The sequence below is a fragment of the Salipiger sp. PrR007 genome, from assembly GCF_010499845.1.
In the GTDB taxonomy this organism is placed as follows: domain Bacteria; phylum Pseudomonadota; class Alphaproteobacteria; order Rhodobacterales; family Rhodobacteraceae; genus Salipiger; species Salipiger pacificus_A.
This window is the reverse complement of record NZ_JAAGOZ010000037.1, coordinates 21,155-41,395: the sequence shown is the minus strand read 5'-3', so window position 1 is coordinate 41,395 and position 20,241 is coordinate 21,155. Positions and strand designations below refer to the sequence as shown.

Genomic DNA, 20,241 nt, shown 5'->3' with positions numbered 1-20,241 from the left:
TCGGAATTGGCCCTGACGCTCTCGTCTGGGGAAAATTCAAACGGCGGTTTCGGGGAGATTACGTCCGGCGGTTACACTCGACCTCGGCGACGGCTGTTTCCAGGTCTTCGAAGGCCAGTTGCCGATCGTCCTCGCTCAGCTTCTCGGAGCGTTTGCCATGCACGACATGGTTCAGTTCAGCGACGAGATGCTCCAGCCGCCGGGTGGCGTCCTTCAGTGCGCCGTTCTCCTGCAACAGCGCCAGCACGGCGGCGCGCTGGCTCTCGGGGATCGTGGACAGGTCGATGGGCGGGGCGCTGGACATGGGCGGATGATACTGCGCCCGGGGTGCCGATGTCCGGCTATTCAGCGCGGTGAGTCACTCTGCCACAGCCGGACGGCGGACCTCCAGTGACCGCACCCGGCGCCAGTCCAGGCCGGCGAACATGGCCTCGAACTGTGCGCGGTTCAGGGTCATGGCCCCGTCACGGATCGAAGGCCAGGTGAATGTGCTTTCCTCAAGCCGCTTGTAGGCCATGACCAAACCACTGCCGTCCCAGAACAGGATCTTCAACCGGTCGGCGCGCTTCGAGCGGAACACGAAGACCGTGCCAGTGAACGGGTCCTCGGCCAGCATCGACTGCACCAGCGCCGCGAGGCCATCATGGCCTTTGCGGAAGTCGACCGGCTTCGTCGCCACCAGGATCTGCACACCCTGCGAGGGCATTAACATGGATGCGCCTCCAAGGCGTGGACGATCTCGGCGATCCGGGCGGCGGGCGCATCCTTCGCGAGTTCGATGATGACCGTATCCCGCACAATCCTGATCGGCGTCTCGGCGCTTGGCGGTTCAGCCTCAGAGGCCGCCGTGATCTCGTCGCAGACCACCAGAGGTGCGAAGACAGCTTCGTTGACCTCCACCGCGGGCAAGACGAGCTTGCCCTCCTTGGCCAGCCGCCGCCACGCCGTCAGCTGGCTCGGCATGATCTCGTAGCGCGCCGCGACACCCGACACCGTCGCCCCGGGCTCCAGCGTCTCGGCCACCGCCTGCGCCTTAACGTGATCCGGCCAACGCCTCTAGCCGGAAGCGAAGACTTCAACACCAAGCGCAGTGAGAAATGAACTCTTTGCGAACATTGCGAAACGCACTCCTTCTTTTTGGATGCGTATCAACTCGCAATGGCTGATCCCGTCGGCAATGTGGGGCGGCGACAGCGTTTACAGAGATCGGCCTGCTCCCCGGATTGGACAACTCCTTCGAAGACCCCTATATGCGGGTTGCAAGGCAGCATGCGATGGCGTCGCGCGTCCGCTGCCCAGCCCCGATATTTTCAACCGATGTCCTGAACGCCCGGACTTGCTCCCGCACATATCGTGCGGAGCCTGAAGTTATGAGGTGTCCTATGACTCTTCCCTTGTTCGACAGGTCGCGGACCATGTGGACTGGTTCTTGCGCAGGAATGACCTGCATGGCCGCGGCAATGCTACTGCTGCCACTGGGCGACACTTTGTCGAAGTTTCTGACAGAGAAACTGAACCCGGTCGACGTCGCGACCGCGCGCGTTGTTGCCCAAGCAGCCTTCCTCCTGCCGGCGGCGGCGTTGTTGCCCGGCCGCCTCCGTGGCGCAATGCTCTCTCCGATCGTTGCGCTGTCCGGTCTGCTGGTGATGATCACCCTCATCGGCCTGATAGGCGCCTTCGCGGTCATGCCGATTGCCACCGCGATCGCCATCTTTTTCGTTGAGCCTTTAATCCTGACGTTGCTGGCAGGCCCACTCCTGGGCGAGACAGTCGGAGCGCGGCGCCTCGCAGCAGTCGGCACAGGACTCGTCGGTGCGCTTATCGTGATCCGGCCGGGACCGGAGTTCGAGATCGCCGCGCTACTGCCGCTCCTCGCGGCCGCCTCCCATGCGCTCAACATGATCGTCCTCCGCCGTGCCACGCGCACACGCTCTGGGCTGACCATTCAGTGCGGCGCCACAATCTATGCCTGCCTCGGAATGGTAGCGCTTTCGTTCGCGCTTCACGCATCGGGGCTTCCCACCCCAGACCCTGGCGCCCTTGCGACTTCGGCCTGGGCCTTGATCTTGGGAAGCGGCCTCCTCGCCGCTGCAAGCTATGTCCTGATCGCCGAAGCCTTTCGCCACGCTGAAGCCGGTCTCCTGGCACCATTCCAGTATCTCGAGATCATCGGCGCCACTGCCGCCGGCTTTCTGGTTTTCGGAGACTTTCCTGATCGGATGACCTGGCTCGGGATAGCAGTCATCCTCGCCTCGGGCCTTTACGTCGTCTACCGGGAGAGATCGCCTGCGCCGGCCGCCATGCTGGATGACGTCCCAGGGCTGTGCTCCTCTGTAGATTGAGAACCAGGCTGGAGACTCGTTAAGGGCGGACTCCGAGAGTCCGCCGTTGACGTATATGTCAATGACGCATATATGGTAGCAGAAGATGACACGATTGCAGACAGTGGTCGAGCTTCCCGAATTCCAGAAGCGCGCAAAGGCGATCATGTCGGACGAGGAACGGGCGGCGGCAATCACTTTCATCGCCGCGAACCCGGAAGCTGGTGTGTCGCTGGGCGGCGGTTTGCGCAAGGTTCGCATCCCGCGGGAAGGCGGCGGCAAGAGCGGTGGGTTCAGGACGATCTACGTGTTCGGAGGCAGCCACATGCCGATTTTCCTGATCACGGTGTTCGCCAAAAACGAGAAAGCCAACCTCTCGAAGTCGGAGCAGGCCGCGGCCGTAGAGATGAGCAAGGCGATCATCGCCAGATACGGAGACGACAAATGAGCGCATTTGAATCTGTGACCAGGGGTCTCGAAGAGGCGCTGGCCTTCGCAGCGGGCCAGCAGGCTGGCGCCAAGGTGCATGACGTTGCGGTCGCCAGCGTCGATGTCGCCAAAGTCCGGCAGAAAACCGGACTGTCACAAAGCGAGTTCGCCAAGAGTATTGGAGTCGCAAAGGGCACGTTGCTGAACTGGGAGCAGGGGCGCCGGCAGCCTACCGGGCCGGCGCAGGTGTTGCTGGCGCTCATCGCCAAGCAGCCCTCAGTCGTTCAGGATCTCCTGCGCGGTAGGTGAGCAGCCAGGAAAGGCGCCAACGACCGTTTTCGGCAATGCCCCCAGCGGCACCGTGAAGATTAGCGCCATGGTGCTTCGAGACCGTCGGGGCCGGCTGCATCGATGCGGGACCGCACTCTCGCTTCGCTTGTCCGAAATATGTAGTAAATTTCAGACATGATGTTCGCTGGATCAGCTGAGACCCTGCAGGGTAGGTATCGGTCGAAGCCAAAGCTCCTGGCTAAATCCCAAGTAGTTGACTGGCATCATGGTCAGGTCTGCTCTACTTCCGGGTCCTCCTCAATGCGGAAGGCAGGGTTGGTCTCGAGGCGGAGTGTGCCGTAGCGGTCGCGTCTGAAGGTGCCGAGACTTGTCACGACATGGTTTCCGGCCCTTTCTGTTACCAGGATGTGAGCACCATGCCAGACATGCCCTTTCGGGCCGCAGACAATGACAAAATCACGCATTGGGGCGTGTCCTCAGGTCGTTCCGCGAGAATCTGCAGGCTGCAAAGGGATGGCTTCACCGTCGCGGCCGCCATTCATCATGACGCTGGACTTCGCCAAAGCGATGGTGCGACAGTAATGGCCCCGCGGCAATTTGCTGGCTCCTTATCGGCGCTGCTGTTGCGGTCGGTCTTTCTATAATCTTTGCGCTGCACCGCATCAACTACACGAAAAATGCTTCTCAGATACGTATTCGATATCCTCCGAAAGGCGCTTGCCTGGTTGCGAAGATATCCAGCTTCCATGGGCGCGGAAACTTCGGAGCTCGTCGCGACCGGTCGCCTTGCGGATGCGAACACCGCTCAATTGCTCGCGTCTCACACGCACTCGGACGCGGCCACCGAACAGATCTCTGCGCAGGTGACTGAGCCTCAGGGCGAGGAAGGCGCCTCCCGAGTTGGCCTGGTCGTCGGCGACCCCGATTGCGCCCATCCCAGAGCGGAGTCGCCAAGTCAGGAGGCGTCCGGGGCCTCCTACAATGACCCTGAGTCGACGCCGCGGGCTTGGCGCCGGGATCTCGCTATCGTCGATGGCATGGATGTGATGTGCTGGGAGGGAAGGGTCGCAAATCTGGAGGCGCTGCGCACCGTGATCGATATGCTGCAGGCGCGGCGGGTCACGCCGCATATCGTTCTGGCCCCTGACGCCTGCCGGACGTCGTTGGGCGAAGAGGGTGATCTCCGCGGATTCCGTCGGCTCCTGGACCGTGACGTGAATATCGACATCTGCCCGTCGGAGAAGTCGGTCGCGGCGTGGGTGATCGAGTTGGCGGACGAATTGGAGGCGCCAATCGTGTCGAACAATCCTTACCACGCTTGGCCAAACGCTCGCAAAGTTCCACGGCTATAGGCCGTCCCTACCTCCCTGTTGGACTTCGGCCGAGCTTGTCTCGGACATTTTTGGTCTGCAGGCTTTTTCCTGCGGCGATCTCAGCGGTGCCGCAGCGCCTGGCGTGCCAGCGCAGCGATCATGTCTGTCCGCGTGACGATGCCGACGATGCGTCCGCGCTCGAGCACCGGGATGGCATCGACGTCGCCATCCGCCATCATCGGCAGCAGCGCGGCGACCGGCGAGGCGCGCGTCGCGCGCGGGCCGGCGACATTCATGATGTCCGAGGCGGTCACCGGGGTTTCTCGCCCGAGATCGACGAGCCGCCGGAAGGCGGGCAGGAAGCCCCGCTCAAGCCGCTGCGCATCCTCGCGGGCGCGGGTGATCAGATGGATCTGGAAGATCACCCCGAGAAACCTCTGCTCGGGCCCGACCACTGGCAGCGAGGTGAACCGATGCCGCCGGAACAGCTCGGCGACCTCGGCAAGGGAGGTGCCGCCACCAACAGTGACCAGATCGCGTGACATGATGTCCTCGGCATTGAGCGGGCCTGCATGATGGCTCGCGGCTTGCATCTCGGCGGCGCCGATGAGCCGCGCCAGATCCTCGACCCCGAGGTTGAACGACTGCCGATAACGCTCCAGTAGCCCGGAGAGCTCGGCTTCGGAGAGCCCGAGGCGCTCGGAGGGGGCACGGTCCTCGGTGCCGTGCTGGCCGGGGGCGTCGAACTGCCGGAACGGGTAGTGCCGCCCAGTGAGCTTTGCGTAGAGCGCGGCGAGGATGACCAGCGCAGTGGTGCCCGCGGCGATGGGGGTCAGGGCGAACCAGAAGCCGAGATGGTCGATGGCGTCGGGGCTCATGGCGGCGGTCATTGCCACCGCCCCCGCCGGCGGATGCACCGCGCGGCACAAGATCGTCGCGGTGATCGCGAGGCCCACGGCGAGCGCGATGCGCAGCGCCGGGTCGGCGATCAGCAGGCAGGTTGCAACGCCCACGAGCGCCGCGACGGTGTTTCCGACAATGGCGGACCAGGGCTGGGCGAGGGGGCTGTTGGGGACCGCGAAAAGCAGCACCGAGGTCGCGCCGAAGGGCGCGACGAGATAGAGCCCAAGGCTCAGGTTGACCTGCGGTGAGAGCAGGAACAGCCCGGTGACGCCTAGGCCAAGCAAAGCGCCAAAGCCTGCGCGCAACGACTCGCGTAGGGAAACGTGCGCCACAGCGGGCCCGAGGGAGCGAAGAATCTGCATATGAGAACTGCCTTGTGCATCTTCTGCGCAAAAATTCAGCATTTCGTGAAAAATTCAACCATAGGCTTGAGTGAAGAAGACGATGGTGGTGACCAGCCCCACGGTGACGATGAAGGTCCGCAGCAGCGCGATGTCCTGCACCTTGCGGGCCATATGCGCCCCGACGTATCCGCCCGCAGTGCAGCCAAGGCCGGTCACGATCAGCGCGCTCCAGTCGATCAGCCCGGCAAGGCTGTAGGTGGCGACCGAGACAGCCGAGAGCACCAGCGAGGCCAACGTCTTCAGCCCGTTCATCCGGTGCAGGTCGCTCATGCCGATGAGCCCGAAGGCGGCCAGCAGCAGGATCCCGAGCCCGCCGTTGAAATAGCCGCCGTAGATCGAGACGAGCAGCAGCAGCGCTAGCGAGACGGCATCGGGTAGGCTGCGCCCCGAGGCGAGCAGCCCGCGCAGGAGCGCGGGACCGGCAGCAAAGGCCAGAGTGGCGATCAGCAGCAGCCAGGGAATGACGCCGGAAAACAGGTCCTCGGGGGTGACCAACAGCAGCAGCGCACCGAGGATCCCGCCAAGCAGCGCGGTGACGACGAGCGCGCGCAGGCTTGGCCCTTCGCCTGCCTGGATGTCTCGGCGATAGGCCCAGCTGCTTCCGGCATAGCCGGGCAGGGCGGCGAAAGTGGCGGTGGCATTGGCCATGATCGGCGGCACGCCGAGCCAGACCAGCGCGGGAAAGGTCAGGAATGTGCCTCCGCCCGCGATGGCGTTGAGCGCCCCTGCGCCGAAACCGGCAAGGGCAAGGATGGTCGTGGTCAGCATATGAGTCCTCCTCGAGAGAAGCGCGGTGTTGCATAGCATGGCATTGGTCTGCAAATTGGTCTGGGTTTGGCCCGGAGCGGGAGGCGCGGCATGACTTCGAAGCGGGGGCAGGTGGTCCTGTCGGAACTCCGCGGGCTGGTGGCCGATCTGGCCACCGAGGTTGGCGCGCGGCTGCCGCCCGAGCGCGAGCTTGCCCGCCTGCTCGGCTGCAGCCGCGAGACGCTGCGCGGCGCTTTGCAGGTGCTCGAGCGCGAAGGGGAGATCTGGCGGCATGTCGGGCAGGGCACCTTCTGCGGCCCGCGGCCGCTCGGCTATCCGATCCGCGAGCAGATCCTCGTGCAGGGTGCGTCGCCGATGCAGCTCATGCAGGCGAGGCAGACCATCGAGCCCTCGGTGGCCGCCGAGGCGGCGCGGCTCGCCACCCCGGAGCAGGCGGCCTATTTGGCGGAGCTGGCGCAGCGCGGCCGCAGGGCGCGCACGCGGCCCGAAAGCGAGCAGCTCGACGCGGCCTTTCACCGCGGCATCGCCGAGGTGACCGGCAACCCAATCCTGCTGGGACTGCTTGACTATCTTGCGGGTGTGCGGCGTCACGCGGCATGGCAGCGAGAGTGGGAGCTGACCTACCGGAGGCTCGGCGTCAGCGCGTTCACCGAGCGCCACAGCGCCCAGCACGAGGCCATTGCGTCGGCGATCTCGGGGTGCCACCCGGAGCCCGCGGCGGCGGCGATGCGGGGGCATCTCGAGACCATCTCGGAGGCGATGCGCGCGGCCGGGCTGCCGGGGGCGGGACAGTAGGGTTGGGTGCTTAGGTTCTGAGAATGCAGAAGCGCTGGCGGTGCGCTGGCGCCTTGGGGCGGCGCGCCTAGAGACCCGAAAGGCTTCAGGTATCGGGCGCGGTCAGACCGAACTCTGCGGGCGCGAGGGCAATGTCGGCGACGGAATACCGCGCGAGCGCGGCAAGGAAGGCGCGGCGTGCCTCCTCAAGGGGGGAGATCAGGCGGCAGTGCCGCGTGATTGTGCAGGCGTTGCCCGGGCGCATGCATTCCGCCAGGGCGAAATCGGTCTCCATATGCTCGACCAAGGCGCTCACGGGAATGTCGCCCGCGTCCCGTGCTAGCGTCAGTCCGCCTGAACGGCCGCGCTGCGCGCTGAGAAATCCTCCCTGTGTCAACGCATTGACCACCTTCATGACCGTGCTGCGCGGCAGGTGGTAGTGGGCGACGATCTGGTCGATCGTGATGCGGTGGCCGCCGGTCGAGGCGGCGTGGATCATGATCCGCAGCGCAATGTCGGTGCTGTCGTTGAGCCGCATGTTCCGGTCCTTTCCGTCGCGCCAGGAGTCTGCACCGGTCCGCTCAGGCCGGGACGCAATGACGCAGGGCTTTAAGATACGAACGGGTGGCATGTTTTTGAAGGGCGTGTATAGATGCCGATTATCGGAACCTTTTAGGAGAGCGTCATGTCGAGCCCGCTCAGCGAAGCAACCCTGCAGATCATCGAAGCGACCGCGCCGGTCGTGGCCCAGCATGTCGATCAGATCGTCCCTGCGATGTACCGGCGCCTGCTTGCGGACGAAGAAATCCGCGCGCTCTTCAACATGTCCAATCAGGAGGGCCAGGCACCACAGCACAAGGCCCTTGCGAATGCGCTGGTGGCCTATGCAACCCATATCCGCACGCCGAACGTATTGGCCGAGGCCGTCGAACGGATCGCACAGAAGCACGCGGGCTTGCAGATTCTCCCGGAGCATTATCCGCATGTCGCAGATGCGCTTCTGGGAGCGATCTCGGAGGTGCTGGGTGAGGCTGCAACGCCGGAGATCCTGAGTGCCTGGGGCGAGGCCTATTGGCAGCTCGCGCACATCTTGATCGGACGCGAAGAGGACATCTACCAGGGTACGGCAGAGGCGTCCGGTGGCTGGCGCGGCTGGCGCTCCTTCGAAATCGCGGAGAAGCGGCGCGAAGCGACGGATATCGTCTCCTTCGTTCTGCGTCCCGTGGACGGCGGCGCAGTCGTCCAGCACCTACCTGGCCAGTATCTCAGCTTCCGCTTCCATCTTGCCGATGGCGAGGAGCAGCGGCGGAACTATTCGATCTCCTCGGCGCCAAACGGTCAGACCTACCGCATCACCGTGAAGCGGGAGCCGCACGGGCGCGTGTCGAACTGGCTGCACGAGGTGGCCGAGGTGGGCCAGCGGATCGAAGTCGCGCCGCCGGCGGGTGACTTCTTCCTCGACCCCCGTGACAAGCGGGAAGTGGTGCTGCTCTCGGGCGGTGTCGGACTGACGCCGATGATCTCGATGCTCGAAGCCTGTGGCGGGAAAGGTCTGCGCATGATCCATGTCCACGCGGCGCAGGATCCGGAGCGCCACGCCATGACCGGGATCTCTGGTAGGCTCGCCGACGCGACCTTTGCGTTTTATGAGGATCTTGGCGGGCGGGAGCGCAAGGAGGGGGTCTTGGAGGGACGCATCGACCCTGTCTGGCTGACCGAGAACACCGACATCGAGCAGGCCGACTATTTCATCTGCGGCCCGGTTGGTTTCATGCAGGCGATGGTGCGTGGGCTTAAGGCGGCGAATGTGCCCAATGCCCGCATTCACCATGAGTTCTTCGGACCAGCAGCGGAGGTATTGGGCTGAACGCTCCGGGCACCCGCCGCAGCAGACCATCGCGAGGAGAAAGGCCAATGGACCACGACTTCGGATTGCATGCGGGCACGGTCCAGCCCTGCGCTGTCATGCTACGGTGTCCGAACGTTCATCCAGGGGGGCGGGTCTCGCGTCGTCTGTGGACCAATTCGTCCCCCTGATTCCAAAGCTACTAAGGTTGCGCGGAGTTGCGCCCGGAGCTTTTTCTACCCAAGCGAGAACGCTCCGCTCTGCATTCTTTCTTTTGGCTGCGCTTTGCTCCGCGTTGAGGCTGAAAGATGCGAGTTCTCGGCTGAATCGAACCTGAACCTTGTGCTTGCGCAAAGTGACAAGGGTCCAATCGCAGTGTCCTCCTTCCGAACAACAATCATACCGGAAAGGAGACAAGAAATGCTGACGCGAAGAGCCGCCCTGATGGGCGCCGCAGGGATCGCCGCGACCCCCGTTCTGGCGAAGGCCGCCAAGGCCGAGGAAATCATGGATACGTCGATGGCGGAGCCTGTCGACCTCTCCAGCCTTCAGCGTATCAAGCGCCGGCTGGTCCGTCCGCCGATGGTGCACGAACACGAGCAGACCGCCCCAGGAGGGCCGCGTATCGTGGAATTCGAGATGCAGATCATCGAAAAGGAGGTCGAGGTCGACAGTGGCGCCTACCTGCAGGCGATGACCTTCAATGGCTCGATCCCTGGCCCGCTCATGGTGGTGCATGAGGGCGATTACGTCGAGCTGACGCTCTACAATTCGCCCGAAAACCTGATGCAGCACAATATCGACTTCCACTCCTCCACTGGGGCTCTGGGCGGCGGGTCACTGACCCTGGTGAACCCGGGTGAGAAGACCACGCTGCGGTGGAAGGCGACGCGCCCAGGCACCTTCGTTTATCACTGTGCTCCAGGCGGTCCCATGATCCCGTGGCACGTCGTCAGCGGCATGTCCGGTGCCATCATGGTTCTGCCGCGAGGCGGTCTGACGGATCACAAGGGCGATCCGGTGAAATACGACCGCGTGTTCTACATCGGTGAGAACGATTTCTACATTCCGAAGGACGAGAAGGGGGAATTCAAGCGCTTCGAGGATGCGGGCGAAAGCTATCCCGATACGCTCGAAGTCATGAACGGCTTGATCCCTACCCACGTCGTGTTCAACGGCAAAGTTGGTGCGTTGACGGGCGACAACGCGCTGCATGCGCGCCAGGGCGAGAAGGTCTTGTTCGTGCACAGCCAGGCCAACCGCGACACCCGTCCGCACCTGATTGGCGGTCACGGCGACCTTGTCTGGGAGACTGGTAAGTTCAACAACCCGCCAGAGCGCGATCTTGAAACCTGGTTGATCCGCGGCGGCTCTGCCGGGGCGATGCTCTATGAATTCCTGCAGCCAGGGGTCTACGCCTACGTGAACCACAATCTGATCGAGGCGGTGAACCTGGGCGCGACGGCCCACGTGGTCGTCGAGGGCGACTGGAACAATGACCTGATGGAACAAGTGCAGGCTCCGATCGAGTACGACGCGGTCTACGAGGGCAAGACCGCTCTGCCGTAAGCTCCGGTCGCGGCCCGGCAGAGGGCTGCCCAAACCGAGAGAAAAGTGGGGCGGTGGGGTCAGGCCGGCCGCCCCTTCTGGCTCAGGAGCCTCGCCATGAAACCTTCCCGCCTTGTTGCAGGTGTCGCCGCACTGACTTTTGCAACCGTTCCCTTGTTGCTGACCAAGCGTGACACGCCGAACGCGCCGTTCGACCCGGCCGCACTTGTCGAAGTGCCGGGTGGCACGGTTGAATACCGTCCGTTCGGAAGTTTTTCCCGAGGCGGCAGGGTTGGTGCTCCCGACCCGGTTTCGCTCGAGGTCCGGGCGTTCGAGATCATGAAGTACCAGGTCAGTCGGGAACAATACGGGGCCTGCGTCTCAGCCTCAGCCTGCTCGGAGGTTCCGGCGGCCGGCACTGGGGTGCCTCAGACCCAGGTAAACTGGCAGGATGCCACGGACTTCGCGCTTTGGTATTCCGGGGTCACCGGGCAGACTTGGCGCCTGCCGACAGCGATGGAATGGCAGCACGCCGCGGCCGAACGCTATGCCGATGCAAACGTCGATCCGGGCGACCTTGATCCTGGCGAGCGGATGCTGGCCAATTACAAAGCTGGTGTCCTGCTGCGTGGAACCGCCAGCCCGACCCTTCGACCAACGGGCAGTTTCGGCGTCAATTCCCGGGGGGTGGTCGACATGGCAGGCAATGTCTGGGAATGGACGGACAGTTGCATGGAACGCGGCTCGTTGAACGACGACGGCTCGATTGCCGAAAGCGAACCCTATTGCTGGGTGCGGATCGCTGGCGGGATGCACCGGGCCGCAATCGTGGACATTGTGCGTGACGCCAGTGTCGGCGGCTGCGCTGTCGGACTGCCGCCTGACCATCTAGGCTTCCGGCTGGTACGTTCCCTGGACTAGCAGTTCGGCGCTGACAGCGCCGGAATGGCCAACCCCGGGATGTGCACCAGCTCGGCACCCGCGTATGTGTCACGATGCCTGGCTGTAGCGCGCAGCTTCGGGCACGTGGGCATCAAAATGGCTGGCGATGATGCGGGTCAGGGCCCGCGCCTCGGGCCGGATCGACATTGTCGCGCCGCGGCCCTCGACTATCTCGCCGAAGCGGTCGCGCAGCAGGGCAATTTCGGAGCGCAGCTGGTCCACCGCGTCTCCATGGGCGTCCCGCAGGGTTTCCAGGTCCAATTTGAACGTGCACATGATCATCTCGATCGCGCGGGCGCGCATGAGGTCGTCATCGCTCATCATATGGCCCCGCGCGCCGGCCAGATGGCCGGCCTCGATCCGCTGGACGTAGGCAGGCGTGACGGCGGCGTTCTGGATGTAGCCCGTGGGAAGGCGTGAGATCGACGAGGCGCCAAGGCCGATGAGCGTTGCGCAGGCGTCATCAACATAGCCTTGGAAATTGCGGCGCAGGCGGCCGCTCCTCGCGGCCAGAGCGAGCGCGTCGCCGGGGCGGGCGAAATGGTCGATGCCGATGCTTTCCAGCCCCGCTTCACCGAAGCGACGCGCTGCCAACTCGGACAACTGGTAGCGTTCCAACTCTTTCGGCAGCGCGTCCTCGTCGATCAGCTGCTGCCGCTTCGACATCCACGGCACATGGGCGTAGCCGAACACGGCGATGCGGTCGGGCTTCAGGTCCAGCACCTTGCTCACGGTGTCATCCAGCCGCGCGAGGTCCTGATGCGGCAGGCCGTAGACGAGGTCCGCGTTTAGTGAACGGATGCCAGCGGCTCTAAGACCCTCAACGCAGGCGCGCGTGACGCCGAAGGGCTGCAGGCGGCCGATGGCCTTTTGCACGACGGGGTCGAAATCCTGGATGCCGATGCTAGCACGGTTCAAGCCTTCGTCGGCCAGAGCGGCGATCTTGTCGCGGTCCACCATGGTCGGGTCGAACTCGACCGAAAATTCCCAGTCGTCAGTATGCGGGATGACCGCCTTCACCGCCCGTGCCAGCCGGCGGATCAGTGCAGGCGGCAGGATTGTCGGTGTGCCGCCACCCCAGTGCATCCGGCCCATGCGCAGCCCCTCGGGAAGCGTGTCTGCGAGCAGGGCGAGTTCCTGTTCCAGAGTGCTGATATAGCTTTCCACAGGGCTCAGCGTTTTCGTGCCCTGGGTCCGGCATGCGCAGAACCAGCACAGCCGCTCGCAGAATGGTATGTGGATATAGACCGATACCGGTTCTGCCGGGTCCAGCGCCGCGAGGGCGCTCGCCTGCTGGGGCGCGCAGACGTCGGTCGAGAACACTGGTGCTGTCGGGTACGAGGTATAGCGGGGCACCCGGGCGTCGAAGAGGCCGAGGGTTCTGAGGCGGTCGATCTGTTTCATGTGCCCTGTATGAAGGTTTCCGGCGCGACGTTCTTTGCGCTGAAACAAGTTCAAATCGGGAAGGGCGAAACGCCGATGATCACCGAGTGAAGATGCAAGAGTGCGATCCAGAGGACAAGCCCGACACCTGCCCGGATCGCCGTCCCGCGCGCATTGGCGCGCATCCAGTCGCCGCGCACCAGAGGAGAGAGGGACAGGATAGCGGTATTTGCAAAGAATGCGCCGGAGTTGCCGTTAAGTGAGTGGCGGGCCCGCGCGTCGAAAGCGGGGATTGCGGCCAGTGCCATGACAAGGAAGCTGCCAAACAGGATCACCATGGCCAAATCCCCGTTCGGCACCAGGTGCGCACCGGACCACAGCGCCAGTGCCAGAAACAGCGGATGGCGCGAGATGGCGGCGAATCCGGGCCGTGCGGGGTCGAACTCTGCGCCGCGCTTGCCGCCGAGTGTGAAGGGCTGGCGAAGCCCGGTGCCGCAGGTCACCAGGATCATGGCGATCGGCATGGCGATGTTCGGCACCCAGCGGGTCCAGGGCAGCTGCGGCCAGAGATCGACATAGGGCGCACGGATCGCAGCCGAGACCACCCAGACCAGCAGGATGGTGGACAACAGCCCGTAGACGCCGAAATACACCCGCCGGCCGACCACGCCGATCAGCCGTTCACGCAGGCCGCCGACGCGCGGCAGGAAATGGCTCGCCACGAAAAGCGTCAGCGCGAGCCCGTATTCTGTCCAACCGGTCATGCATCCTCCGCCTTTTCCATCAGCCGCACGATGTGCCCGGCGAAGGCATAGGTGGCGGGCAGGCCGATGACCAGCCCTCCGGCGGCGGCCTGCAAGGGAGTCAGCACTGGCCAGCCGAGCCAAGACCCGATCAGCGCGGCGAAGAACAGGTTCACACCCATCGCGCCCGCGCCGAACGGGTAGAGCGCGGAAAGCAGCTTCCACGAGGGGCGACGTTCAGGTCTCATCGCCGGCTTACCAGCCATTGCACCGCCGCCAAGGCGGCGATCAGCGCGAGGGAGCCGACAAGAAACCAGAACTCGGCCGCCTCGGTCTGCGGCTGCGGGATCGGCCGTTCGAAGGGCTCGGCCAGCGCCGTTGCGGGCAGGGTCAAGACGAGGGCAAGAATGCGTTTCACGTCATCTCTCCATAGTCAGGGTTTGATAGATGTTGGGGAGGGCACGGGGCAGGCGGGCGGGGTTTGGCAACAGCGTAAACCCGGCACGACCGAAGATATGGGCAAACCAGTCCTGTCCGTCCTCGTCCACGATCACACCATGCACCGCCTGTCCCAGCGCGCGGGCTTCGCGGACGGCCATGCGGCTGTCTTCGACCCCGTGCTGCCCTTCGTAGTGGTCCAGGTCGTTGGGCTTGCCATCGGTCAGCACCAGGAGCAGGCGGCGCGTCGCGCCCTCTTCGGCCAGTTGTGCCGATACGTGCCGGATCGCGGCACCGAGGCGGGTGTAGTGGCCCGGAGTGAGCCCGCCGATCCGTGCGGTTACCGCACGGCTCATCGGTTCCTTGAAGGCCTTGGCTCGGTGCACGAACACCCGATCGCGGCGCAGGGACGAGAAGCCCCAGATGCCCAACCGGTCGCCGGCAGTATCGATTCCTTCGGCGAGCGAGGACAACGCCTCGCGCGCGACCTCTATGACAGAGGTGTCGCCTATCGCCGCCTCCGTCGAGCGCGAGCAATCCATCAGGATCGCCACGGACAGATCTCGCGCCATTGGTCGGTTCGACTGCCAGATGCGGTCGCTGCCCTCGTGGCCGCAGGTTATGTCGGTGCGGGATGTCACCACCGCGTCAAGGTCCAGGTCGTCACCGTCGATCTGCCGCGGCAGGACCACGCGCCTTGGATGCAGCGGAGCGAACTGACGTTTGACCCGAGCAACGAGCTTCGGATCCGGGGAATACAGGTCGCGCGGGCTGGCTTCCGCTTCCAGCACCCGCGTGTGTCCGGGCATGTAGTCCCCCGTGCGGCGGTTCCATTCCGGGTAGGTGAACTTTCCTGCCAGGTGCTCGTGTTCGGCATCCTGCGGCGAAAGATCCAGAGACAGGCGCAGGCGCGTGGCAGCGCGTTTCAGGTTCTGGCTCAGGGACAGGTACTCCTGATCCTCGGCGGCCTTGGCGGCGTTATCTTGGTCGTCGTCGTCGACCATCCGATTGAGGTTGAGGCTTTCCGCCCAGGACATGATCGTCTCGAAGCGGTGAATGATGAAGCTGTCGTTGCGGTTGGCCTGGTCGCGGTCCTCGCGGCGGGCATCCTTGCGGGTGGGCACCGCCATCGCGGTTCCGGGGTCTTGCAACTCGTCCGACGCGGACTTGTCGACCCGGGTCGCGTTGCGCAACCGCAGCCAGACCGGGACGGGCGCATAGCTCCGGTACCTTCGGGGGGCGGGGCAGACCCGGCATTCCTCGGCATCTGAGACGCCGCTCAGCTGGTCGAGGATCAGACGTTCAACACCGGCCTCGCAGCGCGGCAGACCGCCGCGGCTACGATACTGTACTATCAGCCGGCACAGACTGTCGTATGCTTGCCGCAGGCCGGGGCAGGCGGCATAGGTCCGGTCCGACGCGGCCGCCAGCGCGGCGATCTCGGCCCGGTCTGCGGCCAATGCGTCGGCCTCTGGCGATGGGACCTCGACATGGGCCGCCAATGCCGCCAGCCACAGGTAACAGGCCCTGTTCAGCTCGTGCGTCGGGAAAGCGTCGATCACCGGTGGCAGGCGCAGACGGTCACCGTCGAAATCAGCGACATGCACCCGTTCGCGCGGCGTTCCGATGCGGCGGATGCGGCCTGTCCGGTGGTCGGAGGTCATGAGCGGGGCGTGCGCGATTTCCACGCCCGCTGCGCCACCGAGTGCTCGGAACAGCGTGGTGACGGATCGGCGCATATCCTCGAACGTCACTGCGCGGGCGGCGTCGCCGGTCGCAGCCCCCCACCGGGAGGCCATGTCGTGCCAGAGGTTGCCGACGGTCTCCTCGGGCTCCATCAGGTCGAGAACGTGTAGCATGGGCCTACCCGTAGATCACGGCGGCGAGGTCTCGCAGCGCCTGTTGCGTGTCCGCCTCGTCGCTAAGCGGTTCGATGATTGCGGCTTCGAGCGCGCGGTCTACTGGCATCCCCTTGGCAATCATGGTGGCTGCGTAGATCAGCAGGCGGGTGGAGACGCCTTCCTCGAGGTCCATGCCCGAAAGCGCTCGGATCTTACCCCCCAGCCGCACCAGGGCGGCCGCGCGCGCCTCGTCCAGACCACTTTCGCGGACCACGACGGGCACCTCCACCTCTGGCGAGGGAAACGCGAACCCGATCGAGACGAAACGCTGCCGTGTCGACGGTTTCAGTTTTTTCAGGATATTCTGGTAGCCGGGGTTGTAGCTGGCCACGAGCATGAAGGAGTCGGGCGCTGCCAGTTCCTCGCCCGTGCGGTCTATGACCAGCCGGCGGCGGTCGTCGGTCAGCGGGTGCAGCACGACTGTGACGTCCTTGCGCGCCTCGACCACCTCGTCGAGATAGCAGATCCCGCCTTCGCGCACTGCCCGTGTCAATGGCCCATCGACCCAGACGGTCTCTCCCCCCTTCAGAAGGTAGCGTCCGATAAGGTCGGCGGCGGACAAGTCGTCATGGCAGGCCACGGTGTGCAGCGGCAGGCGGAGACGCGCCGCCATGTGTTCCACAAACCGCGTCTTGCCGCAGCCGGTGGGCCCCTTCAGAAGAAGGGGCAGACCGTTTTCATGGGCCGTCTCGAACACTGCGCATTCATCGCCGGCAGGTTGGTAGAACGGCAGGTCGGGTGTGTTCATGTCTTTCATCGCTCACTCTCCCGGAACGGCCACGGGGCCGGGTTTGATCACCTCGCGGCGCACCGCGAGCATGGAGTAGATAAACAGGAGCGCGCCCAGCACCACGGCCACGCCGGACCCGAAGCGCATCAGGTAGAACAGACCCAATTGGTCCTGCACGTCCATGTAGTAGTCACCTACGATCCGCTGCATGTGCGTTTGGATCGTGCCGGCAAAAGTCAGCGTGAAGGTCATGAAGGCCATCCCACCGGTCATCAGCCAGAAAGATGCCATGTTCAGCACCTGGTTGTAGGGCGCGCGATTCCGCAGGACCGGCATCGCATAGCTGAACATCGCGAGATTGAGGGCCACGTAGGCGCCGTAGAAGGCCAGGTGTCCGTGGGCGGCGGTGATCTGCGTGCCATGGGTATAGAAGTTCACCCCGTGTAGCGTGTGCAGGAAACCCCAAACGCCCGCACCGAAGAAGGCGACGGTGGAGGAGCCGAGTGACCACAACAGCGCGGCCTTGTTTGGGTGGTTCTTGCGGCCTTTCCAGACCATCACGAAGGCAAAGGACATCATGGCGAAGAAGGGCACCACCTCGAAGGTCGAGAAGATCGAGCCAATCCACTGCCAGTAGCCCGGCGTACCGATCCAGTAGAAGTGGTGTCCGGTGCCGAGAATGCCCGAGAACAGCGCAGTCGCAACAATCACATAGAGCCATTTCTCGATCACCTCGCGGTCCACGCCGGTGAGCTTCAGCATCAGGAATCCGAGGATCGCCGCCATGACCAGTTCCCACGTCGCCTCGACCCAAAGGTGCACCACCATCCACCAGTACATCTTGTCGAGTGACAAGTTGTCGGGGTTGATGAAGGCGAAGACCCAGAGCAGGCACAGCAGCCACAGCCCCATCATCAGGATGTTGGTGATCGCCGTCTTGCGCCCGGCGAGGAAGGTCAGCGACACGTTTACAAGGAAGATCACGGCGGCAACGAGGATCCCGAACTTGACCCAGAGCGGCTGTTCCAGGAACTCGCGCCCGCCGTGGATTCCGGCGAGGTAGGAGACCACGGCGCCAAGCGTGCCGATCACCAAGATGGCAAGCTGGATGTAGGCGAGCTTGACCGAGAAGATCTCACGCTCGCTCTCCTCCGGCACGAGGTAGTAGGCGGCACCGAAGAATCCCAGCAGAAGCCAGACGATCAGCGCGTTTGTATGGATCATGCGAACCACGTTGAAGGGCAGGACCTCTGACAGCGTGTTGGGCGCGACATAGATCCACCCGGCGAGCAGTCCGCCCAGCACCTGGATTCCGAACAGCGCCATGGCCACGAGAAAATAGGCGTAAGCCACCTTTTGCGATTGGTACTTCATTGCTTGTCTCCTGTCAGAGCATCAGCCGGCGTCGTTCGGCGGCCAGCCCTGGGTGTCGGTCTGATCCGCCCAGCGAAGGAACTCGGCAAGGGCGCGCATCTCTTCGTCGGTGATCTCGAAGAAGGGCATCTGGCGGCGCCCCTCGATGCCGGAGGGTTGTGCCTTCATCCAGCCGTCGAGGATCTCGTAGGCCAGCTCGGGATCTTCGGCCGCGCCCCAGCGGGTCATCACGTTGCCGAGTTCGGGGGCGAAATAGGCACCCTCGCCGTGCAGGGTATGGCAGTTGATGCAGGAATGACGTTCCCACACATGCTTGCCGTGGCGGACCTCATCGGTCAGTTCCATCCCGGCGGTCGCGGTCTGGGTGATGTGACGGTGGCTTTGCGCCGTCAGGGCCACGAACACGAGCACGAAGAAAATGGATCCCCCGTAGAACACGTTCCTGGCCCGCGATTTTGTAAGTATCTCTGACATTTCGCGGTCCCGGCAGTTTGTTTCGGATACGCGAGGTCTACGCGGCGGCAGGCGACCGTTTGTTGTGTAAGCGCAAAGAACCCGGTGAAAGGTGCTGGCAGGGTTCCGGAGGAAAGGACTTCTCCATGCGCCGCCGCCCGAACATTGATGATGTTGATCTGACGCTGGCGGACCTATTCGCGCTCTGGCCCGAGGCGGCACGTCCGTTCCTGGACCTAGGAATGCTTTGCCCTGGCTGCCCAATCGCGCCGTTTCATACGATCATGGATTCCTGCCGGGAGTACGGTCTGGACGAAGATACCTTCCGGAACGCGATTGTCGGCCAGCTGGGAGCGGGAAGGTAGCGTTACAGCTAGACAATGGAGTAAGGGTTCAGCCGGTCTCGTTGCTGAGCACGACCAATCGATGCGGATCGGTGACGACGATGTGCTTTCGCGTAGATTGAACCATGCCTGCCTTTTCCCAAGCAGAAAGCAACCGGCTCACAGTATGCAGGGTGGTACCCGTCATATCTGAAATGTTCTGGCGGGTGACCGGAAAGGCGATCTCAATCCCCTTCTCGGTCTTTCGACCGCTTTGATTAACCATGCGAAGCACCGCGGCAGCGACGCGTTTCTCCACTGCCTGAGTCGCCATCTCGGTCAGGGTTTCCTGGATCTGGCCCAGCCTCGCACCCAGCGTCTTGTAGCTTTCGGTGGCGAAACCGTCGTATTTTGACGTGAATTCGGGCCACAGCCGCACCGGCCAAGACAGCGCGATAGATTCCGCCGCCGCGACGGATGTGGCGGGGAATGTGTCACGCTGCAGCGCCGGGGCGATGCCAAAGAGCTGACCGGGCGAGATGTGCAAGACGATGATCTGTTCGCCGCCGGGCGTGGTGCGGATTACCCGCAGATAGCCGTCCAGAAGCAGAAAAAAGCGATCGGCATCGTGGCCCTCGCGGAAAATGGCCACGCCTTCCTCGTAGCGGCGCGAGCTGGCCTGATCGAGGATTTCGCGGATCTGCGATCTGCTGAGCCGCGAGAAGGGTGGCAGGCCGCTCAGAAGGCTTTCGTCGAGCTTCAGCAAGTTTCGGTCCGCGAGTTTGATCAAGAGCAACGTTCAGGAGACTGTCTTAAACCAGAAATGTGCCAGGCGAAACAAGCGGACGAAGAAGAAAGGATGTTCCGATGTTTGCGAAAATGATGGTGGCTGCTACCCTTGCAGTGACCGCGACGATTGCCGGTGCCGAGACCATCGAGATCAAAATGCTGAACCGCGGTGAGGCCGGTGCCATGGTATTCGAACCGGCTTTCGTGAAGGCGGAAGCGGGCGACGTGATCAAGTTTGTTCCCACCGACAAAGGGCACAATGCGGAAAGTATCGATGGCATGCTTCCCGATGGCGTCGAGGCCTTCAAATCCGATATGAACAAAGAATTCGAACTCACCGCCGCGGCGGAAGGCGTTTATGGCATCAAGTGCACCCCGCATTACGCCATGGGAATGGTGGCCCTGATCCAGGTTGGTGATGCGGTGAACTTCGACGCGGCTGCAGGCGTGAAGCAGAAAGGGAAATCGAAAGACCGCATGGCGGAGCTGCTTGAACAAGTCGAATGATCACTCGTCCCTTTGACGTTCGACCGATCCGGGCGGTGCCAGACGCACCGCCCGATTGTCT

25 protein-coding genes and 1 pseudogene are annotated in these 20,241 nt (G+C 63.7%); 10 read left to right on the top strand and 16 right to left on the bottom strand.

Annotated elements, in window-relative coordinates; all coding sequences use genetic code 11:
* Positions 1-58: 58 nt before the first annotated feature.
* The 3 genes and pseudogenes from G0Q01_RS16295 to G0Q01_RS16285 all read right to left on the bottom strand — a co-directional run.
* The gene (locus tag G0Q01_RS16295) at positions 59-304 is read right to left on the bottom strand and encodes a transposase (protein ID WP_235940201.1); all 246 of its coding nucleotides are present in this window, start codon (positions 302-304) and stop codon (positions 59-61) included.
* Between the two features lie 54 nt (positions 305-358).
* Positions 359-712: an IS66 family insertion sequence element accessory protein TnpB gene (gene tnpB, locus G0Q01_RS16290; RefSeq protein WP_164213646.1), complete on the bottom strand. Its 354-nt coding sequence runs from the start codon at positions 710-712 to the stop codon at positions 359-361.
* A pseudogene (locus G0Q01_RS16285) lies at positions 706-1,044 on the bottom strand (transposase); the annotation flags it as partial. The gene tnpB and the pseudogene G0Q01_RS16285, both read right to left, overlap by 7 nt.
* A 404-nt stretch (positions 1,045-1,448) precedes the next feature.
* Here G0Q01_RS16285 and G0Q01_RS16280 point away from each other — a divergent pair.
* The 3 genes from G0Q01_RS16280 to G0Q01_RS16270 all read left to right on the top strand — a co-directional run bounded on the left by G0Q01_RS16280 (position 1,449) and on the right by G0Q01_RS16270 (position 3,059).
* A complete protein-coding gene (locus G0Q01_RS16280; protein ID WP_164213644.1) occupies positions 1,449-2,342 on the top strand; it encodes a DMT family transporter in 894 nt (297 codons plus the stop codon).
* An 85-nt stretch (positions 2,343-2,427) separates the two neighbouring features.
* The gene (locus G0Q01_RS16275) at positions 2,428-2,769 is read left to right on the top strand and encodes a type II toxin-antitoxin system RelE/ParE family toxin (protein ID WP_164213643.1); all 342 of its coding nucleotides are present in this window, start codon (positions 2,428-2,430) and stop codon (positions 2,767-2,769) included.
* Positions 2,766-3,059, top strand: coding sequence for a DNA-binding transcriptional regulator (locus G0Q01_RS16270; protein ID WP_164213642.1), 294 nt, complete (start codon positions 2,766-2,768; stop codon positions 3,057-3,059). Before G0Q01_RS16275 ends, G0Q01_RS16270 begins: the two co-directional genes overlap by 4 nt.
* Positions 3,060-3,310: 251 nt before the next feature.
* Here the strand turns inward: G0Q01_RS16270 and G0Q01_RS16265 are convergent, their stop codons facing one another.
* Entirely contained in the window at positions 3,311-3,505 is a 195-nt protein-coding gene (locus G0Q01_RS16265; protein ID WP_164213641.1) for a hypothetical protein, read from the bottom strand.
* 282 nt (positions 3,506-3,787) lie between these two features.
* Between G0Q01_RS16265 and G0Q01_RS16260 the strand changes: the two genes are divergently transcribed.
* The gene (locus G0Q01_RS16260; RefSeq protein ID WP_164213640.1) at positions 3,788-4,393 is read left to right on the top strand and encodes a hypothetical protein; all 606 of its coding nucleotides are present in this window, start codon (positions 3,788-3,790) and stop codon (positions 4,391-4,393) included.
* A gap of 80 nt (positions 4,394-4,473) precedes the next feature.
* Here G0Q01_RS16260 and G0Q01_RS16255 read toward each other — a convergent pair whose 3' ends face one another.
* Together G0Q01_RS16255 and G0Q01_RS16250 are read right to left on the bottom strand one after the other, a co-directional pair.
* Positions 4,474-5,619, bottom strand: a complete 1,146-nt coding sequence (locus G0Q01_RS16255; protein ID WP_164213639.1) for an HPP family protein — start codon at positions 5,617-5,619, stop codon at positions 4,474-4,476.
* Between the two features lie 54 nt (positions 5,620-5,673).
* A complete protein-coding gene (locus G0Q01_RS16250; RefSeq protein WP_164213638.1) occupies positions 5,674-6,429 on the bottom strand; it encodes a sulfite exporter TauE/SafE family protein in 756 nt (251 codons plus the stop codon).
* Between the two features lie 90 nt (positions 6,430-6,519).
* Between G0Q01_RS16250 and G0Q01_RS16245 the strand changes: the two genes are divergently transcribed.
* The gene (locus G0Q01_RS16245) at positions 6,520-7,224 is read left to right on the top strand and encodes a FadR/GntR family transcriptional regulator (protein WP_164213637.1); all 705 of its coding nucleotides are present in this window, start codon (positions 6,520-6,522) and stop codon (positions 7,222-7,224) included.
* An 85-nt stretch (positions 7,225-7,309) separates the two neighbouring features.
* On the opposite strand, the gene G0Q01_RS16240 is transcribed toward G0Q01_RS16245, so the two are convergent.
* A complete protein-coding gene (locus G0Q01_RS16240) occupies positions 7,310-7,741 on the bottom strand; it encodes an Rrf2 family transcriptional regulator (RefSeq protein WP_164213636.1) in 432 nt (143 codons plus the stop codon).
* Between the two features lie 147 nt (positions 7,742-7,888).
* Between G0Q01_RS16240 and hmpA the strand changes: the two genes are divergently transcribed.
* From hmpA to G0Q01_RS16225, 3 genes are all read left to right on the top strand, one after another.
* On the top strand, positions 7,889-9,070 hold the full coding sequence (hmpA, locus tag G0Q01_RS16235; RefSeq protein ID WP_164213635.1) for an NO-inducible flavohemoprotein: 1,182 nt from the start codon (positions 7,889-7,891) through the stop codon (positions 9,068-9,070).
* 399 nt (positions 9,071-9,469) lie between these two features.
* Positions 9,470-10,618, top strand: a complete 1,149-nt coding sequence (nirK, locus tag G0Q01_RS16230) for a copper-containing nitrite reductase (protein ID WP_164213634.1) — start codon at positions 9,470-9,472, stop codon at positions 10,616-10,618.
* A 96-nt stretch (positions 10,619-10,714) separates the two neighbouring features.
* The gene (locus tag G0Q01_RS16225) at positions 10,715-11,518 is read left to right on the top strand and encodes an SUMF1/EgtB/PvdO family nonheme iron enzyme (protein ID WP_092567504.1); all 804 of its coding nucleotides are present in this window, start codon (positions 10,715-10,717) and stop codon (positions 11,516-11,518) included.
* A 69-nt stretch (positions 11,519-11,587) separates the two neighbouring features.
* Here the strand turns inward: G0Q01_RS16225 and hemN are convergent, their stop codons facing one another.
* The 8 genes from hemN to G0Q01_RS16190 are packed head-to-tail and all read right to left on the bottom strand — an operon-like array spanning position 11,588 to position 18,582.
* Positions 11,588-12,943, bottom strand: coding sequence for an oxygen-independent coproporphyrinogen III oxidase (gene hemN, locus G0Q01_RS16220; RefSeq protein WP_164213633.1), 1,356 nt, complete (start codon positions 12,941-12,943; stop codon positions 11,588-11,590).
* Positions 12,944-12,993: 50 nt separating this feature from the next.
* Complete coding sequence (locus G0Q01_RS16215; protein ID WP_164213632.1) at positions 12,994-13,686, bottom strand: NnrU family protein; 693 nt, start codon at positions 13,684-13,686, stop codon at positions 12,994-12,996.
* Positions 13,683-13,913, bottom strand: a complete 231-nt coding sequence (locus tag G0Q01_RS16210; protein WP_092431223.1) for an NnrT protein — start codon at positions 13,911-13,913, stop codon at positions 13,683-13,685. Before G0Q01_RS16210 ends, G0Q01_RS16215 begins: the two co-directional genes overlap by 4 nt.
* Complete coding sequence (locus G0Q01_RS26615) at positions 13,910-14,083, bottom strand: hypothetical protein (protein ID WP_176806976.1); 174 nt, start codon at positions 14,081-14,083, stop codon at positions 13,910-13,912. Before G0Q01_RS26615 ends, G0Q01_RS16210 begins: the two co-directional genes overlap by 4 nt.
* 1 nt (position 14,084) lies before the next feature.
* Entirely contained in the window at positions 14,085-15,962 is a 1,878-nt protein-coding gene (locus tag G0Q01_RS16205; RefSeq protein WP_164213631.1) for a nitric oxide reductase activation protein NorD, read from the bottom strand.
* Positions 15,963-15,966: 4 nt separating this feature from the next.
* Positions 15,967-16,761: a CbbQ/NirQ/NorQ/GpvN family protein gene (locus G0Q01_RS16200; RefSeq protein WP_164213630.1), complete on the bottom strand. Its 795-nt coding sequence runs from the start codon at positions 16,759-16,761 to the stop codon at positions 15,967-15,969.
* 3 nt (positions 16,762-16,764) lie between these two features.
* Entirely contained in the window at positions 16,765-18,108 is a 1,344-nt protein-coding gene (locus G0Q01_RS16195) for a cbb3-type cytochrome c oxidase subunit I (RefSeq protein ID WP_092431220.1), read from the bottom strand.
* Positions 18,109-18,129: 21 nt separating this feature from the next.
* Positions 18,130-18,582 carry a cytochrome c gene (locus tag G0Q01_RS16190; protein WP_092431218.1) on the bottom strand — a complete coding sequence of 151 codons (453 nt, stop codon included), beginning with the start codon at positions 18,580-18,582 and terminating at the stop codon, positions 18,130-18,132.
* Positions 18,583-18,707: 125 nt separating this feature from the next.
* Between G0Q01_RS16190 and G0Q01_RS16185 the strand changes: the two genes are divergently transcribed.
* On the top strand, positions 18,708-18,926 hold the full coding sequence (locus G0Q01_RS16185) for a DUF1858 domain-containing protein (RefSeq protein WP_164213629.1): 219 nt from the start codon (positions 18,708-18,710) through the stop codon (positions 18,924-18,926).
* A 28-nt stretch (positions 18,927-18,954) separates the two neighbouring features.
* Here G0Q01_RS16185 and G0Q01_RS16180 read toward each other — a convergent pair whose 3' ends face one another.
* Positions 18,955-19,650, bottom strand: coding sequence for a Crp/Fnr family transcriptional regulator (locus tag G0Q01_RS16180; protein WP_164213628.1), 696 nt, complete (start codon positions 19,648-19,650; stop codon positions 18,955-18,957).
* A 101-nt stretch (positions 19,651-19,751) separates the two neighbouring features.
* Here G0Q01_RS16180 and G0Q01_RS16175 point away from each other — a divergent pair, with 101 nt between their 5' ends.
* Positions 19,752-20,180: a pseudoazurin gene (locus tag G0Q01_RS16175; RefSeq protein ID WP_092431216.1), complete on the top strand. Its 429-nt coding sequence runs from the start codon at positions 19,752-19,754 to the stop codon at positions 20,178-20,180.
* Positions 20,181-20,241: the final 61 nt, after the last annotated feature.